Source organism: Blastococcus sp. Marseille-P5729 (genome assembly GCF_900292035.1).
Classification (GTDB): Bacteria; Actinomycetota; Actinomycetes; order Mycobacteriales; family Antricoccaceae; genus Cumulibacter.
In genome coordinates this window covers 265,761-281,417 of sequence record NZ_OMPO01000001.1, presented here as the reverse complement: position 1 = coordinate 281,417, position 15,657 = coordinate 265,761, and the positions used below count along the sequence as shown (strand labels likewise).

General features: G+C 68.3%; 16 protein-coding genes. 6 read left to right on the top strand and 10 right to left on the bottom strand.

Annotated features, from left to right (window positions below; translation table 11 throughout):
- Nucleotides 1-77: 77 nt before the first annotated feature.
- On the top strand, nt 78-1,289 hold the full coding sequence (locus DAA40_RS01350) for an MFS transporter (RefSeq protein ID WP_106847952.1): 1,212 nt from the start codon (nt 78-80) through the stop codon (nt 1,287-1,289).
- A 22-nt stretch (nt 1,290-1,311) separates the two neighbouring features.
- Here DAA40_RS01350 and DAA40_RS01345 read toward each other — a convergent pair whose 3' ends face one another.
- Nucleotides 1,312-2,532, bottom strand: coding sequence for a serine hydrolase (locus DAA40_RS01345; protein ID WP_106847951.1), 1,221 nt, complete (start codon nt 2,530-2,532; stop codon nt 1,312-1,314).
- A 155-nt stretch (nt 2,533-2,687) separates the two neighbouring features.
- Here DAA40_RS01345 and gluQRS point away from each other — a divergent pair, with 155 nt between their 5' ends.
- The 4 genes from gluQRS (at nt 2,688) to tgt (ending at nt 6,858) form a co-directional block, all read left to right on the top strand.
- Entirely contained in the window at nt 2,688-3,599 is a 912-nt protein-coding gene (gene gluQRS / locus DAA40_RS01340) for a tRNA glutamyl-Q(34) synthetase GluQRS (RefSeq protein ID WP_106847950.1), read from the top strand.
- A gap of 124 nt (nt 3,600-3,723) precedes the next feature.
- Complete coding sequence (locus DAA40_RS01335) at nt 3,724-4,773, top strand: hypothetical protein (RefSeq protein ID WP_106847949.1); 1,050 nt, start codon at nt 3,724-3,726, stop codon at nt 4,771-4,773.
- Between the two features lie 157 nt (nt 4,774-4,930).
- Complete coding sequence (locus tag DAA40_RS01330; RefSeq protein WP_106849187.1) at nt 4,931-5,626, top strand: queuosine precursor transporter; 696 nt, start codon at nt 4,931-4,933, stop codon at nt 5,624-5,626.
- Complete coding sequence (tgt, locus tag DAA40_RS01325) at nt 5,623-6,858, top strand: tRNA guanosine(34) transglycosylase Tgt (protein ID WP_106847948.1); 1,236 nt, start codon at nt 5,623-5,625, stop codon at nt 6,856-6,858. The genes DAA40_RS01330 and tgt overlap by 4 nt, the downstream gene beginning before the upstream one ends.
- Here tgt and DAA40_RS01320 read toward each other — a convergent pair.
- The 7 genes from DAA40_RS01320 to DAA40_RS01290 all read right to left on the bottom strand — a co-directional run bounded on the left by DAA40_RS01320 (nt 6,840) and on the right by DAA40_RS01290 (nt 12,915).
- Nucleotides 6,840-8,042 (bottom strand): RNA polymerase sigma factor, encoded by a 1,203-nt coding sequence (locus DAA40_RS01320; protein ID WP_199849448.1) that lies wholly within the window; start codon nt 8,040-8,042, stop codon nt 6,840-6,842. The two genes, tgt and DAA40_RS01320, sit on opposite strands and share 19 nt — an antisense overlap.
- A 7-nt stretch (nt 8,043-8,049) precedes the next feature.
- Entirely contained in the window at nt 8,050-8,421 is a 372-nt protein-coding gene (locus tag DAA40_RS01315; protein WP_106847946.1) for a YciI family protein, read from the bottom strand.
- Nucleotides 8,422-8,517: 96 nt separating this feature from the next.
- Nucleotides 8,518-9,477, bottom strand: coding sequence for a DMT family transporter (locus DAA40_RS01310; RefSeq protein WP_106847945.1), 960 nt, complete (start codon nt 9,475-9,477; stop codon nt 8,518-8,520).
- Between the two features lie 6 nt (nt 9,478-9,483).
- Nucleotides 9,484-10,320: an aldo/keto reductase gene (locus DAA40_RS01305; protein ID WP_106847944.1), complete on the bottom strand. Its 837-nt coding sequence runs from the start codon at nt 10,318-10,320 to the stop codon at nt 9,484-9,486.
- A 19-nt stretch (nt 10,321-10,339) separates the two neighbouring features.
- Complete coding sequence (locus tag DAA40_RS01300; protein WP_106847943.1) at nt 10,340-11,584, bottom strand: SPFH domain-containing protein; 1,245 nt, start codon at nt 11,582-11,584, stop codon at nt 10,340-10,342.
- Nucleotides 11,585-11,595: 11 nt separating this feature from the next.
- Nucleotides 11,596-12,039, bottom strand: a complete 444-nt coding sequence (locus tag DAA40_RS01295) for an NfeD family protein (protein WP_106847942.1) — start codon at nt 12,037-12,039, stop codon at nt 11,596-11,598.
- A 51-nt stretch (nt 12,040-12,090) separates the two neighbouring features.
- On the bottom strand, nt 12,091-12,915 hold the full coding sequence (locus DAA40_RS01290) for a DUF3097 domain-containing protein (protein ID WP_106847941.1): 825 nt from the start codon (nt 12,913-12,915) through the stop codon (nt 12,091-12,093).
- Between the two features lie 49 nt (nt 12,916-12,964).
- Here DAA40_RS01290 and DAA40_RS01285 point away from each other — a divergent pair, with 49 nt between their 5' ends.
- Nucleotides 12,965-13,750, top strand: coding sequence for a hypothetical protein (locus DAA40_RS01285; RefSeq protein WP_158716155.1), 786 nt, complete (start codon nt 12,965-12,967; stop codon nt 13,748-13,750).
- A gap of 70 nt (nt 13,751-13,820) precedes the next feature.
- On the opposite strand, the gene DAA40_RS01280 is transcribed toward DAA40_RS01285, so the two are convergent.
- Together DAA40_RS01280 and fabI are read right to left on the bottom strand one after the other, a co-directional pair.
- Nucleotides 13,821-14,867 carry a ferrochelatase gene (locus tag DAA40_RS01280; protein ID WP_106847939.1) on the bottom strand — a complete coding sequence of 349 codons (1,047 nt, stop codon included), beginning with the start codon at nt 14,865-14,867 and terminating at the stop codon, nt 13,821-13,823.
- A complete protein-coding gene (fabI, locus tag DAA40_RS01275) occupies nt 14,867-15,640 on the bottom strand; it encodes an enoyl-ACP reductase FabI (RefSeq protein ID WP_106847938.1) in 774 nt (257 codons plus the stop codon). The genes DAA40_RS01280 and fabI overlap by 1 nt, the downstream gene beginning before the upstream one ends.
- Nucleotides 15,641-15,657 lie beyond the last annotated feature (17 nt).

The window sequence follows — 15,657 nt, the reverse complement described above, 5'->3', positions numbered from 1 at the left end:
GTCACTGTACGCCCCGCCGTCTGTGGGAAGACATCGGATAAGTTTGCACGGTTAACGATCGCCGATGGGGAGCCACCATGACACAGCCGATCGTGGCGCGCCCGGCGCGCACCCAGCCGGCCCGGGGGTTCTGGACCTACGCGCTGGTGTTTGGCGTCGTGATGGTCGTGGCGAGCACGCCCAGCCCGCTCTACCCGCTCTACCGCGATCGGTTCGGGTTCAGCGCCGCCGTCCTGACGATCGTGTTCGCGATCTACGTCGTCGCCATGCTGGTCACGATGCTCACCGCCGGGTCCCTGTCTGATCACGTCGGACGGCGGCCGGTGATGCTCACCGGACTCGCGCTGGTCGCGGTGGCCACCGTCGTCTTCGCCTTCGCCGCGTCCACCGCCTGGCTGCTGGTGGCGCGCGCGGTCCAAGGCGTGGGTACCGGCCTGGTCAGCGTCGTCGCCAGCGCAGGGGCGCTGGACACCAACCCACCGGACAAGCCCGGCGCAGCGGCGATCGCGAGCAATGTGGTGCCGTCCGCCGGACTCGCCGCCTGCGGTCTGGTCTCCGGGGTGTTCGTCGAAGGACTTCCCTGTCCGCTGCAGCTGGTCTGGTGGGTGCTGTTCGGTGCCCTTCTGGTCGCCTGTCTCGCCGTCCTGCGCCTCCCTGAGACCTCGCCGATGCGGCCTGGCGCACTCGCCTCGCTCATCCCGCGCGTCGGCATCCCGGAGCACCTGCGGTCGCGATTCCGCGTTGCGATTCCCTGCTGGGCCGCCTGCTGGGGCACCGGCGGCATCTACCTCTCGCTCGGCACGTCGATGGTCAAGCAGGTGCTAGGAATCGACAACGCGCTGGTCGGCGGGTTGGCGATCGCCGCGCTGTGGGTGCCGGGCATCACCGCGCCGTTTATCGCCCGCTCCTGGACCTACCTGCGGATGATGACGCTCGGCGCGCTGCTGCTCGGTCTGGGCACCGTCGGGATGGTGCTCTCCTTCCGTGCCTCGGCGCCGGTGCCGTTCTTCATCTGCACGGCGGCGATGGGCTTCGGGTTCGGCATTCTGCAGACCTCGTCGTACGGCACGGTCGCGGCGCACATCCGGGACGACGAGCGCAGCACGGTCGTATCCACCTTCTTCACCGTCAACTACATCGCCTTCAGCGCGCCGTCGGTGGTCGCCGGGTTCCTGACCGCCCGGCTCGGCCTGCAGCACGCCAGCGAGATCGCCGCGGGCTGGGTGGTGCTGCTGTGCGCCACCTCGCTGCTCGGCATCTACTACCGGCGGCCGCTGATCACCCGCTGACTGATCGGCCGCTGGCTGCCGGTCAGTCGACGAGGGCCTGGTACAGCAGCCCCTTGAGCTCGGTGCGGATCGGGTAGGTGCTCGACGGCAGCAACTGGGTCATGAAGATCAGCGTGAGGTCCTCCAGCGGGTCTACCCAGAACGCGGTGCTGGCGGCACCGCCCCAGCCGAACTCCCCTGGCGAGCTCACCGTGCCGTACTTGACCGGGTCCATGACGACCGAGAACCCGAGGCCGAAGCCGACGCCGTCGAATCGCGTCTCGGCGAACAGCGGGATGCCGACCTCCTCGAGGTCCCTATCGCCCGGCAGGGAGTTCTGGGTCATGTAGTCCAGCGTCCGGTTGCCCAGCACGCGCTCCCCGTCGAGCTCACCCCCGCGCCGCAGCATCTCGGTGAAGCGGGAGTAGTCGTGCGTGGTAGACGCCAGCCCGCCGCCGCCCTGCAGGCAGGTCGGTTCCTTCGTGATCGACTCCCCGAAGGCATCCAGGCGGGAGGCGGTGCCGTCCCTGCCCGGCGTGTACAGCGCGGCGAGCCGCTGCAGGTCGTCGCCGGTGACCTGAAAGCCGGTGTCCTTCATGCCCAGTGGATCGAAGATCCGCTCCTTCATGAAGGCATCCAGGGTCTGCCCCGAGGCGACCTCGACCACCCGGCCCAGCACGTCGGTGGAGACGCCGTAGTTCCACTGCGTGCCCGGGTCGAAGCGCAGCGGCAGCGATGCCCAGAGATCGCACGCCGCGGCCAGGTCCTGGCCCGGAGGCGGTCCCCATTCGTGACCGGCGTTGCGGTAGATCTCGTCCTGCACGTGGATCCGGTGGAATCCGTAGGTCAGGCCCGACGTGTGGTTCATCAGGTGCCGGATCTCCATCTTGGTGGAGGCCGGCCGCAGTTGTGGCTTGAGGGCGTTGCCGCCGGTGTACACCGTCATGTCGTTGAACGCCGGGATCAGCTCTCCGACGGGGGTGGTGAGCTCGTAGGCGCCCTCTTCGTAGAGCATCATCGCCGCGACGGTCGTGATCGACTTGGTCATCGAGTAGATGCGGAAGATCGTGTCGTCCTCGACCGGCTTGTCTGCTTCGATGTCGCGCTTGCCGTACGACGAGAAGTGCGCGACCTCGCCGTGCCGGGCGACCTGGATCTGCCACCCGGGAAGACGCCCGTCGTCGACGTACTTCTTCAGGTGGTCGTCGATGCGGGTGAGCCGCTTGGCGTCGAAACCGAGCTCGGCCGGGTCGGCAGTCTGCATGTGGGTCCTCCGCGGAAGTTCGTAGTGCTCAGCAGTTTCCTCGATCGTGCCAGGCGGCGTACGGTGTGGCAATGACGCGCCGCGACGGGTCGCTGGCCGCCCGATGACGATCGCGTCGTACGCCACGGACGGCGCGGGCGTGCCAGACTAGCCAGATGCCCGGCACCGGACGGTTCGCGCCCAGCCCCTCAGGAGAGCTGCACGTCGGCAACCTCCGCACCGCAGCACTCGCCTGGCTCACCGCGCGCTCCACCAGCCGCGCCTTCCTGCTGCGGATCGAGGATCTCGACGAGCAGCGGTCACGCCCGGAGCACACAGAGCGGCAGATCGCCGACCTGCGGGCGATCGGGCTCGATTGGGACCACGAACCGGTCTGGCAGTCGACCCGCCTGAGCGAGTACCGCGCGGCGCTTGAGAAGCTCGCGGCAGCCGGGCACACGTACGAGTGCTACTGCACGCGCAAGGAGATCCGCGAGGCGCAGTCCGCTCCGCACGGGAATGTCGGGCGCTATCCGGGTACCTGCCGCGATCTCACCGCTGCCCAACGCGCCGAGCGACGGGACCGCGGGCGCCCCCCGGCGATCCGGTTGCGCGGTCAGGACGCCGAACGCAGCTGGGAGGACCTCGTGATGGGTCGCCGAACGGGAGTCGTGGACGACGTCGTCCTGTGCCGGTGGGACGGCGCGCTCGCCTACAACCTCGCTGTGGTCGTGGACGACGTGTGGCAGAAGGTGGATCAGGTCGTGCGCGGCGACGATCTCGCGGACCAGACCGCCACCCAGATCATGCTCACCGAGCTGCTCAGCGGTGGCGCGCCGTCGTACGGCCACGTGCCGCTGGTGGTCAACGCAGCTGGTCAGCGCTTGGCGAAGCGAGACGGCGCGGTGACCCTCGCGGATCTGGCGGCGACCGGCGTCACCCCGGCGGACGTCGTGATGATGCTGCTCGGCTCCTTCGGCGACGCGGTCGACCCGGCAGCGCGGACGCTGCGGGACGCGCTGCCCGGTTTCGACCTGCAGAAGCTGCCCGGCGGGTCTTTCCCGTTCGAGCCGCCCGGGGTGCGCTGACTCATCGCCGTCCGCAGGTGGTCTGCGACTTGCGCGAGATGGGTCAGGCTGATGAGATCAACTATGACCTACCCGGCAGCCCCGGAGGAGTCGACACCGACCGTTCTGCTGCCTGGAGGCCCTCATGTCCGTACCTGGCCCCCGTCTTACCACGCCGGTCGCATTGTGGGACATGCTCGGACCCGCGCTACCGCGCGGCGTCCTCGGGCTCAGCGATCCCGATGTTCATCTCGTGAACCGCCAGTGGACGATGTTCGTCGGCGGCTTCTCGACGACATTCCGCAACAGGTTGTACCGCGCGACCCTGCCCAACGGCGCACCTTTGACGCTCACGGGATGGCGCCTCGACACGGGTCCGCAGCGGCGCGCGCGGCCACTCGTGGAGGACCCGCACCGCGCCGCGTGGGACGCCGGCGGCATGCACACCCCTAGCTATGTGCCGCCGGCTCATGGGTTTCCCGCGCGTATCTACTATGCAGGCCGCGGCACGCGTCGCCGGTACGGGCCAGGCAGCAACTACTCGATCGGCGTGCTCACTCAACGTGAGGAAGGCACCTGGGCGCGCCACCCCCGTCCGGTCTTGAGCGGCACCGCGGCGCGTCCAAGCGTCCTGGAGCCTCGCGTGATCGCGGCCGAGTCCGGATTCCGGATGTGGTTCCTGTCCACGCCGCACGAGGTCGGGCCTGGGGAACAGCCCGACTTCGAGCTCTGGGTCAGTGAGAGTGCCGACGGTCTGACGTGGCGAGGTTCGCGGCGCTTCTCCACCGGCGAGGAGGGCTTCTTCGACAACACGGTGGTCCCCACGGAGCACGGATGGGAGATGTTCTTGGCACGCGGTACCAACCTCCATGGCACCGACCCGTTTCCTGCACAGGGCCTGTGGTGGATGCGCGCGGAGCAGCCGTCCGCCCACCGTTCGGACTGGTCGACGCCGCAGCGGATCCTGGACACGGATGCCTCCTCGACCGCGCGGTGGCTGGCCCAGGGCGTGTGCGGTCCGTCGGTAGCTGTTGAGGGTTCATTGCGGCTGGCGTTCCTCGCCGGCACCTACCGGAGCCGACCGTGGTTGCTCGAGCTCGTCTCCAGGCTGCTGTCTCATCGTCGGCCTGCCGTCCCCGCGCCCTATTACCTCGCCAGCGGCGGCGCACGGCTGAACCCGTCGACCGCGAACTGAGGCGGCGCCGCTCGTCCGGCAGGAGAACACGCCATCCTGGGAGCAGCCGCCTGGCGCGAGGCAGCCCCGATCGGTGGAGATTGCTAGAATGTTCGACGGTCCGCCGCGTTGGGGCAGCAACGCGATCCCTCTACTTCACACGAAGGACGCCACATTCATGACCGCCCCGACCGCGGAAGCCAACGGCCGCGCCGAGTTTGCCGCCACAGGCCGCACCACCTTCTACCCCGTCATCATGACGGTCTTCTGTGCGTTGCTGCTGATCTCGAATGTCACCGCGACCAAGCCGATCGAGCTCTTCGGGCTGCCACTTGACGGCGGCGCGGTCCTCTTCCCGCTCAGCTACGTGCTCGGCGACGTCCTCGCCGAGGTGTACGGGTTCGCCCGCGCCAAGCGCGCGATCTGGGTGGGCTTCGCGCTCGGAGCGCTGGCCTCGCTGGTGTTCTGGGCAGTTGACTCGCTGCCGTCCCAGGACTGGGCACAGCCCAACGCCGAGGCATTCCACCTGGTGCTCGGCTTCGTGCCGGCGATCGTGCTTGCGTCGCTGTGCGGCTATCTTGCCGGCCAGTTCCTGAACTCCTGGGTGCTGGTGAAGATGAAGGAGCGCACGGGTGAACGAAGCCTCTGGTCGCGGCTGATCGGCTCAACCGTCGTCGGCGAGCTGGCCGACACCTTCATCTTCTGCCTGATCGCGACCGCCATCGGCCCGTTCATCTGGGCGGAGTTCTGGAAGTACTTCCTCGTCGGCTACGTGTTCAAGTGCCTCGTCGAAGTCGTCATGCTACCGGTCACCTACCGCGTCATCGCCGCCATGAAGCGGCACGAGCCCGAATACCGGGTGAGCGCTACATGAGCCAGACCGTGTCCGACCGGTCCCGATTCGGGTTCTCGGTCGGCGCCGCTCTGGACGACGGGCGCCTGGGGCGTACCGGCACCATCCGCACCCCGCACGGCGACATCCAGACACCGGCGTTCATCGCCGTCGGCACCAAGGCAACGGTCAAGACCGTCACCCCTGAGCAGGTCGGTGAGCTCGGCGCCCAAGCGGTGCTCGGGAACGCCTATCACCTCTACCTGCAGCCCGGTCCGGATGTCGTCGACGAGGCGGGAGGGCTTGGTGCATTCATGGGCTGGCCGGGCCCGACCTTCACCGACTCAGGCGGCTTTCAGGTCATGTCGCTGGGCGTCGGATTCAAGAAGGTGCTCGCGATGGACGCGAAGGGCGTCGCAAACGACGACGTCATCGCCAAGGGCAAGGACCGGCTGGCGCACGTCGACGACGACGGCGTGACGTTCAAGTCGCACCTCGACGGCACGCTGCACCGTTTCACCCCGGAGGTGTCGATGCAGATCCAGCATCAGCTCGGTGCCGACATCATCTTCGCCTTCGACGAGTGCACCACTTTGATGAATACGCGCGGTTACCAGGAGCGCTCGCTGCAGCGGACCTACGACTGGGCGGTGCGCTGCATCGCCGAGCACCAACGTCTGACGGCCCAGCGATCGCGCCGGCCCTACCAGGCGCTGTTCGGCGTCCTGCAGGGCGCGCAGTACGAGGATCTGCGTCGCAAGGCCGCCCGCGATCTGCGCGAGCTCGACCTCGACGGCTTCGGAATCGGCGGTGCGCTGGAGAAGGAGAACCTCGGCACCATCGTCCGGTGGGTCTGCGAGGAGCTGCCCGTCGACAAGCCGCGGCATCTGCTCGGCATCAGCGAACCGGACGACCTGTTCGCCGCCATCGAGAACGGCGCGGACACCTTCGACTGCGTCTCACCGTCCCGCGTCGCCCGCAATGCCGCCGTCTACTCGAGACACGGTCGGTTCAACATCAACACCAGCAAGCACAAACGGGCATTCGCTCCTATCGACGAGCACTGCGACTGTTACACGTGCCAGAACTACACGCGCGCCTACATCCATCACCTCTTCAAGGCGAAGGAGATGCTGGCGTTCACGCTGTGCACGATCCACAACGAGCGGTTCATCTGCCGGCTGGTCGATGACGTCCGGGCCAGCATCGAGTCCGGCACGTACGGCGAGCTGAAAGCCGAGACGCTGGGCAGCTACTACGGCTCGCGCGCCTGAACGGCCAGTTGCTGCAGGTACTGTCGCTCGCGGTCATCCGTGCTCAGCTCGGCGGCCCGGTCGAGACTCCCTGCGGCGTCCGCCCGCTCCCCCGCGCTGAGCTGCAGATGACCCCGCGCGGCCCAGGCCGCCTGCATCCCATCGACCGCCGTGCCGATCGCGTCCAGCGCGGCGAGGCCCGCACGCGGCCCGTCGAGCCGGCCCATGACCACCGCTCGCGCGATCCGCGCCCCCAGGGTCGGCGCGAGCACCAGCAGCGCGTCGTACAGGCCGAGCAGCGTCCGCCAGTCGGGCTCGGCGCCGGGTTCTCGCGTGCTGTGGGTGAGCGCGATCGTGGCCTCGATCTGGAACCGCCCGACCACCCCCGCCGCGTGCGCTGCCGACAGGTGGTCCTTGGCCAATGCGACCAGCGGCTGGTCCCAGGTCGTCGGGTCCTGCCGGTCGAGCGGCACGAACTGCTCGACCGAACGAGCGGGTGCACGCGCCGCGAGAAGTGCGGCCAGCGCGGCCAGGCCACGCGCCTCGGGGTCCGTCGGCATGAGGTGGGCGACGGTCTCGGCCAGGGCACGCGGGCCGAGCGGCCCAGCAGTCCGCCAGTCGATCGACAGCGCACCGTAGACGGCCTCGAGGACGGCGTCCAGCCGGTCGGGCAGCGCGTCGCGGCCGGGGATCCGGAACGGGATCCGGTTCGCCTTGATTCGCCTCTTGGCCCGGACCAGCCGAGTGGCCATCGTGCGCGACGGCACCGCGTACGCGGCGCCTACCTGCGCGGCCGTGTACCCCAGGACCGTGCTCATCATCAGCGGGGTGCGGTCCGCGGAGCCGATCGCGGGGTGCGCGCACACCAGCATCAGCTCCAGGCGGCGGTCGGGGATCGCGTCCGGGTCGACGTCGTCCTCGACGGGGGGCGCGTCCCATTCGGCATCCAGCGGCGTGGCGCGGCGCACCTCGGCCGAGCGCCAATGGTCTCGCAGCCGGTTCCGGGCTGCGGTCAGCAACCACGCGTCGGGGTTCGCCGGCGTCCGCTCGGGCCACGAGCGCAACGCTCGCTCGAAGGCGTCCGAGAGGGCGTCCTCAGCGAGCTGGACGTCGCCGGTCCACGACACCAGCAACGCGAGGATCCGCCCGTAGCTGGTGCGCGCGGCCTGCTCCGCGCGCACCAGCGCCTCGTGGCTGCTTATCACGCGCGGCTCAGCGGCGCCACGCGCCGTCGATGAACGAGCTCGCAGCGGCGCGGACCTCGACGGCGGCATACGACGCCCCCGGGCAGCGCTTCGCCCAGTCGAGCGCGGCATCCAGATCCGGGACGTCGATGAGGAACAGCGTCGCCAGCGCCTCCTTGGTGTCGGCGTACGGCCCGTCCTGGACCTGCGCATCCCCGTCGACGCCGCGGACCGTCGTCGCGGTGTCGGCCGGGTGTAGCGCCTCGGCGGCGACGAGCACACCGGCGTTCGCCAGCGCCTTCGTGTAGACGTCATAGGCCTGCATCGTCTGCTGGATCTGTTCGTGGCTCACCTTGGCGGGGTCCGGCGCTCCGCTGATGACCTGCACGAGATAACGCATGAGAATCACTCCCTCTGATGTGGACCCGCACGGTGCGGCATCCTCACCATCATGACGATCGAGCGAGCAGCGAATCGTCACCTCGGCCCAGACTCCTCAGCGAAGCGTCTCGCCCAGCGCGATGCCGGTCTCGTGCCGGGCCTGCCGAGTGCGGGTGTACCGGGCCACGAGCACGAGGCCCAGCCCGGTCAGCGCCAACCCGACCCAGGTGTACCAGTAGATCGGCTGGTCCAGCAGCAGCCAGGCGGCGATCGCCGTGACGCCGGGCATCAGGTAGAACAGGCTCGAGGCCTCACCCGCGGACTGGTTCTGCAGGAAGTACAGCAGGAGCGTGATCGCGCCAAGGGTATTCGCCGTGGCCAGCCAGCTCAGGCTGAAGACGACCGGGCTGGTCATCGGGAGCGAGATCCCCTCGTTGAGCAGCGCGATCGGGAGCATGCCCGCCGCGGCGACGAACAGCTGGACGGCGCTACCGGTGCGCAGGTCCATCTGCATGCCGGTCTTGCGCTGATATAGCGTCCCTGCCGCGATGCCGAGGGTGCCGAACGTCGTCCATAAGATCGAGCTCCAGCCGTCCCCGCCGCCGAAGCCGAAGACGGTCGCGAAGATCAGCCCCGCGAAGCCGATGAACGTGCCGAGGGTCTGCATCCGGGTCAGCGGCTCGTTGAGCAGCTTCCACGAGCCGAGCGCGACCAGCAACGGCATCATGCCCATGATCATCGCCGACAAGCTGGCCGAGATGCCGTACTTGAAGGCGAGGTAAGTGCCGGCATACTGCATGGTCTGCAGCAGCGAACCGGTGATGGCGAGATCTCGCCACTCCTTACCGGTTCGCGGCCATGGCGCCCGCATCACGAGGGCGATGAGGGTGAGCAGAGATCCGGCAAGGAGGAAGCGCCAGAACAGGATCGCGAAAGGCGAGGCGGCGTCGGTGGCGATCCGCCCCACGATGAACCCGCTACTGAACAGCAGTACGAAGGTGATCTGCAGCAGCAGGACGAACGCGGGAGCCGGGACCCTGGTGGGGGCACCGACGCCGGCGCGCGGAGTGCTCATTCGTGGTTACTCGGCGTGAAAGACGTCGGGGTCCGGCCCGACTCGCTCTCCGGTCGCGAGGGCATCGATGGAGTGCAGATCGGCGGCATCCAGCGCGAAGTCGAAGATCGAGATGTTCTCTGCTGCCCGCTTGGCCTTGACCGTGCGAGGCAGCACGATGTTCCCGGCCTGGATGTGCCAGCGCAGGATCACCTGGGCCACGGACTTTCCGTGCTTATCGGCCAGGCCCTTCAGGATGGCGTTGTTGAGGTAGTCGCCACCGCGCGCGATGGGGCTCCATGCCTGCGTGGCGATGCCGTGGGCCGAGTGGTAGTCGCGCAGCTCGCGCTGCGGAAGCCAAGGGTGCAGCTCGATCTGGTTGACGGCGGGCACGACGTCGGACGTCGAGCGCAGCCGTTCCAGGTGGGCGATCTGGAAGTTGGACACGCCGATGGAGCGCACGCGGCCCTCGGCCGCCAACTGCTCGAACGCCCGCCAGGTGCCGACGTACTGGTCCTTGTCCGGGCACGGCCAGTGGATGAGGTACAGGTCGAGGTGGTCGAGCCCGAGCTCGGCGAGGCTGCGGTCGAAGGCGCGCATCGCGTTGTCGTAGCCCTGATCGGCGTTCCAGCACTTGGTCGTCACGAACACCTCGTCTCGAGCCAGTCCGAAGTCGCGGATCGCCTCGCCGACGGCCTTCTCGTTGCCGTAGATCCTCGCCGTGTCGACGTGCCGGTAGCCGGCCCGTAGTGCGTTGGTGACCGCCTCGTGGGTGTCTTCCGACGGGACCTGGAACACGCCGAACCCCACCTGGGGAATGGACACGCCGTCGTTCAGGGTGATCTCGGGACTCGCGCTGGGCACTGTTCTCCTTTAAAGGGGGCTATCGACCGCCGTGCTCACCCCGTGGCGGAGCGGACGGCGGTTGCCCACCGTACTCCCCTTGAGTCGCTGGCGGGGTGATCTCGTCGCGCTGCTCGGTCACGTCCCGGAACGCTGGGTTGTCGGAGAGGTCGACCTTGGGAACGACGGGCGCCACCTTGTCCACGGGCTCGAGCTTGATGTCGGCGGCCTCGGTTGCGCTGGCCACCTGCTCCTTGAGCTGTGACTCGAACCAGTCACCGGTGTCGATCCTGGACTCGGTACGCACTCCCTCGCTGTTCGGCAGGTTGGCGAAGGACGACAGCTCCGCGTCGTCCATTCCGGTCATCTTGCCCAGGCCCTTGAGTGCGTTGGAGAACTCGCTGGGCACGATCCAGACCTTGTTCGAGTCGCCCTGCGCGATCTGCGGCAGGGTCTGGAGATACTGGTAGGCAAGCAGTCGGGGATCGGGATTTCCGTCGTGGATGGCTTGGAAGACGGTCTCGATCGCCTTCGCCTGGCCCTGCGCCTGCAGAAAACGAGCCGCGCGCTCACCCTCGGCGCGCAGGATCCGCGACTGCCGCTCGGCCTCGGCGGACAGGATCGCCGCCTGCTTCTGCCCTTCCGCCGACAGGATCGCCGCCTGCTTCTGACCCTCGGCGGTGCGGATCTGCGACTCGCGGTTGGCCTCGGCGTTCAGAATCATCGCGCGCTTGTCGCGGTCGGCGCGCATCTGCTTCTCCATCGAGTCCTGAATGGACGCCGGCGGGTCGATCGCCTTGATCTCGACCCGGGCGACCCGCACACCCCAGTTGCCGGTCGTACCGTCGAGCACGGAGCGCAGCTGGGTGTTGATCGAGTCGCGCGAGACGAGGGCTTCCTCGAGGCTCATCGTGCCGACGAGGTTCCGGAGGGTCGTGACGGTCAGCTGTTCGAGAGCGCCGCCGAGATCAGCGATGCCGTAGGTGGCCGTGCGGGGATCGGTGATCTGGTAGTAGATGACGGTGTCGATGCCTACCATCAGGTTGTCCTTGGTGATCACCGGCTGCGGCGGGAAGGGGACGACCTGCTCTCGCAGGTCGATGGTCGAGCGGGCTCGGTCGATGAACGGCACCAGGAAGTGCAGGCCTGGAGTGAGTGTGCGGTGATACCGCCCGAGTCGCTCGATCACCGCGGCACGCGCTTGGGGAATGATCTTGATGGCCCGCGCGATCGTGAGCGCTATCAGCGCCGCGATCACGATCAAGACGATGACTCCGGCTTCCATCTGCTTCTCTCCTAGATGTCTGTTGCGTCGGCGGCTACGACCGCGTGTGCGCCGCGCACCTCGACGATGATTACGTTGGCGCCGACCTCGTAGATGTCGTAAGGCAGCTGGGCGATTGCCGACCACTCCTCGGAGCCGACTCTGATCCGGCCGCCGTGGTTGTCGACGGTCTGGGTGACGATACCCCCGGTTCCGATCACCCCGTCGATGCCGTCTGCGATCTCGACCTGTCCGCGGGTCAGCATCCGCTTGGCCCACGGTCGGACGCCGAGCACGAGCAGGATCGCTACGACGCCGAACACGACCAGCTGCAGCCACAGCGCCGCCCCGAGTGCGGCGGCGATGGCTGCAGCCGCTGCGCCACCGCCGAGCATCAGGAGGAAGAAGTCGCCGCTGAGCACCTCGAGGCCGGCGCTGAGGCCGGCGATGATCAACCAGATTGCCCAGCTCGCCATACCTTCATCCTGCCTCGTCGAGCTCGTTCTCGCACGGACGCCGCCGCCCGGTTACCGCTGGAGGTGCGCGTCTCCGGTCTCGAAGATGAAGTCGATGAGCTGTTCGACGGAGGAGATCAGCGGCGTCTCGACGTCCTTGTAGCTCGCCACGTTCCCTAGGATCCGCTTCCACAGCAGATACTCCTCGGGGACCCCCAGTGCCCGGCATACGCCTTGCTTCCACGGCGTGCCCTTGGGGATCACTGGCCACTTCTTGATGCCGACCACGCGCGGTTTGACCGTCTGCCAGATGTCGACGTACGGGTGGCCCAGGATCATCACGTTGGGGTCATTGACCCCTGCGACGATCCGTGACTCCTTGCTGCCAGGCACGAGATGATCGACCAGGACCCCGAGCCTGCGGTGCGGAGTCGGACGGAACTCGGCGATCACCTCGGCCAGGTCGTCGACACCGTGCAGCGGCTCGACGACGATGCCTTCTGCCCGTAGGTCCGCACCCCAGATCTTCTCGATGAGCGCCGCGTCGTGGACTCCCTCGACGTAGATGCGCCCAGCCTGCGCCACCTTGGCCCGCTCCTGCTCGGACGAGCGAGAGCCGGACGCCGTCCGCGCCGGCGCGGGAGCGCTCGGATGCTGCGGGCGGCGCAGCATGACGGACTCCCCTTCGAGGAGGAACCCGTTGTGCTTGAGGGGAAACAGCCGGCGCTTGCCGTTACGGTCCTCGAGCGTCACGGTCTCCTTGCCGAACTCGACGACGGCCCCGCAGAACTCGCTGACGCGGTCTTCGAGCACCAGGTCGATCTCGACCGGCACCGAGAGCGGGGCCTTGATAGCCCGTTTGACGGTGATGTCGCGGGAGTAGCTATGGGAACGCACGGAGCGAGGCTACGGGCTGTCTTGACTGCGCTGGGCTAGGCTCGCCGTCGTGTCAGGGTCGACAGCTGGGTTGCTCGCTGCCTGGGCGAGCGCATATTTGCAGGAACAGGTCTCGCTCGACGACGTCCTGGACCGGGTCCTCGGGCACAAGCGATCGGTCGTGCTGCAGGCCGGTGCACCGGCCGACCGGGCGCCCTGGGAGGAGCCGGGGCAGACCGTCGAGCTGGTCCCGGCCGGCCAGGTCGCCACCCTCGGCGAGCTGCTTCTCGGATTGCGACGCCTCGAGGTCGATCGGCTCCACGCGTGCTTTCCGATCGCCGGCGACGCGGGCGGCATCGGCCCGGGACCCGCGTTGGCGCCGGCGTACGACGCGGGCAACGCAGCCATCGTCCCCGATATCGGTCTGGTGATCGTGCCGACCGGCGAGGATGACGCGCAGATCGAGCTGACCGTCTATCCGAGCCGGGCCACCGCCCAGTATGTCTCCGTAGGTGAGGCGGCGATGGAGCTCACCGAAGCCCTTCACCGTTCGACATCGATATTGACAGACCTCGATGTCGCGTCGTGGAACCCGCGGCTCGGACGGGTGTCGCGCAAGGCGCTCGACGAGGTGGCCGCTCATGAGCTGCCGGCCGAGTGTCCGCCCCGCGCAACGCACCTCCTCGTGCGGGCGCATCAGATCGAGACGCTGTTGGCTACTGCGGCGATCGACCCCGGTGGAGGTTCGGTGAACAGCTACGAGGCACGCGCCCGGGACGCCGCGCTCGCGCCGTTGCGCCGACACGTCGCGCGCGCCCTGACCGCCGCCTACAACAGCCTCCCCTACGCCACCTGACACTGCCACCGCTCGTCGATGACCGCCGGTCGATTCACACGTTCGTCGATGAGCGTCGCAGGAGAGGTCACTACGCTTCGCAGCACCCGGGGGCGCAGGGGGCGCCGTCGACGCCGATGCCGGTGGCGCCCTGCAGCGGCTCGCAGAAGACCGGCGGTTGCGGGCCGCTTCCGCTGACCCTGGCCTGGATCAGGTCGGCATACAGCGTGATGAACCGCGGGTCGTCACTCGCCGATTTGGCCCTGGCCATCGCCAGCCCCAGTCCGTCGGCAACCCGCTTTGCCTCGGTATCGAGGTCCCAGATGACCTCCATGTGGTCACTCACGAAACCGATCGGCGACACGACCACCGCATCCACCCCTTGGTCCGGCAGGGTGGCGAGATGGTCGCAGATGTCAGGCTCCAACCACGGAACATGCGGCGCGCCCGACCGGCTCTGCCAGGCGACGTCGTACCGGTCCGCGCCGACGCGTCGGGCGACCTCGGCAGCCACGGTCTCGACCTGCTCCCGATAGAGACCGCCGCGCGGACCGCTGTCCGCATTGGCCTTCGTGGGGACCGAGTGGGCGGTCAATACCAACCGGGTGCGCTCGTCGAAGCCGTCCCGGCCCAGCTCCTCGAGCGCGCGACGTACGGCGTCGGCGTTCATCTGCGCGAAGGCCTCGGTGTGGTAGGTCTGCGGCAGTTTCTCGAGCTGGATCCGGCCACCGGCAGCCGCGACGGCGGTGGCGATATCAGCGTGGTACTGGCGGCACGCCGACGCACCGCCATAGGCGCTGGTCGCGAGCACCAGGCCGCGGCGTACGCCGGCCTCAGCCATCTCCTGGGCGGTGTCGCCAAGGAACGGCGCCGCGTTGCGGTTGCCCCAGTACACCGGCAGACCCAGACCACGCGCATCGAGCTCGGCTTGCAACCGGGCGCGGATGCCACGGTTGATCTCGTTGATCGGCGAGACGCCGCCGAAGTGGAAGTAGTGCTCCCCCACCACCTTCAACCGTTCATCGGGGATGTCCCTGCCCGCCGTGACTCGGCGCAGGAAGGGCACCACCTCGTCGGGTCCCTCAGGCCCCCCGAAGGAGGCGACGACAACCGCGTCGATCTCTCGCTCAGCGCTCATCAGGCACCCACGGCGTGATAGCCGCCGTCCACGTGGATCAGCTCGCCTGTCGTCGCCGGGAACCAGTCCGACAACAGCGCCACGCAGGCGCGTCCCGAGGGCTCGGTGTCGGTGACGCTCCATCCCAGCGGAGCGCGCTTCTCCCAGGCATCCTCGAAGGCGACCGAGCCCGGGATCGACTTCATCGCCATGCTGCGCAGCGGTCCTGCGGCCACCAGGTTCACCCGCACCCCACGGGATCCGAGCTCACGTGCCAGGTAGCGCGACGTGCTCTCCAAGCCGGCCTTGGCCACGCCCATCCAGCCGTATACCGGCCAGGCCGTCGTGGAGTTGTCGAAGTCGAGCCCAACGACGCTGGCCCTCTCCCCGAACAGCGGCAGACAGGCGTGGGTGAGTGCTGCGAACGACCACGTCGAGACGTGAAAGGCGGTCTGCACGTGCTCCCACGACGTCTGCGCGAAGTCGTCGCCCAGCGCCTCTTGCGGTGCAAACCCGATCGCGTGCAGGACGCCGTCCAGCTGGTCGACGTGCTCGCCGACCCGTCTGGCCAGGGTGGCGAGCTGCTCGTCGTCCGTGACGTCGAGCTCGACGACCGGCGGCTCCTGCGGCAGCCGCTTGGCGATCCGCCGGGTCAGCGACAGTCCGCGACCGAAGTTCGACAGAACGATCTCAGCGCCTTCCTCCTGCGCGATCCGGGCGGCCGCGAAGGCGATCGACGCCTCCGTCAGGACGCCGGTGATGAGCAGGCGCTTGCCTTCGAGGATTCCGGGCATGTTCTCTCCTAAGCGTC

Bases quoted from the DNA above. Each gene is read 5' to 3' on its own strand.
- DAA40_RS01310 (WP_106847945.1), bottom strand. From the start codon at position 9,477: ATGAGCACTCCGCGCGCCGGCGTCGGTGCCCCCACCAGGGTCCCGGCT.
- DAA40_RS01300 (WP_106847943.1), bottom strand. From the start codon at position 11,584: ATGGAAGCCGGAGTCATCGTCTTGATCGTGATCGCGGCGCTGATAGCG.
- DAA40_RS01330 (WP_106849187.1), top strand. From the start codon at position 4,931: ATGACCGCCCCGACCGCGGAAGCCAACGGCCGCGCCGAGTTTGCCGCC.
- fabI (WP_106847938.1), bottom strand. From the start codon at position 15,640: ATGCCCGGAATCCTCGAAGGCAAGCGCCTGCTCATCACCGGCGTCCTG.
- tgt (WP_106847948.1), top strand. From the start codon at position 5,623: ATGAGCCAGACCGTGTCCGACCGGTCCCGATTCGGGTTCTCGGTCGGC.
- DAA40_RS01350 (WP_106847952.1), top strand. From the start codon at position 78: ATGACACAGCCGATCGTGGCGCGCCCGGCGCGCACCCAGCCGGCCCGG.
- DAA40_RS01345 (WP_106847951.1), bottom strand. From the start codon at position 2,532: ATGCAGACTGCCGACCCGGCCGAGCTCGGTTTCGACGCCAAGCGGCTC.
- DAA40_RS01315 (WP_106847946.1), bottom strand. From the start codon at position 8,421: ATGCGTTATCTCGTGCAGGTCATCAGCGGAGCGCCGGACCCCGCCAAG.
- gluQRS (WP_106847950.1), top strand. From the start codon at position 2,688: ATGCCCGGCACCGGACGGTTCGCGCCCAGCCCCTCAGGAGAGCTGCAC.
- DAA40_RS01295 (WP_106847942.1), bottom strand. From the start codon at position 12,039: ATGGCGAGCTGGGCAATCTGGTTGATCATCGCCGGCCTCAGCGCCGGC.
- DAA40_RS01280 (WP_106847939.1), bottom strand. From the start codon at position 14,867: ATGAGCGCTGAGCGAGAGATCGACGCGGTTGTCGTCGCCTCCTTCGGG.
- DAA40_RS01335 (WP_106847949.1), top strand. From the start codon at position 3,724: ATGTCCGTACCTGGCCCCCGTCTTACCACGCCGGTCGCATTGTGGGAC.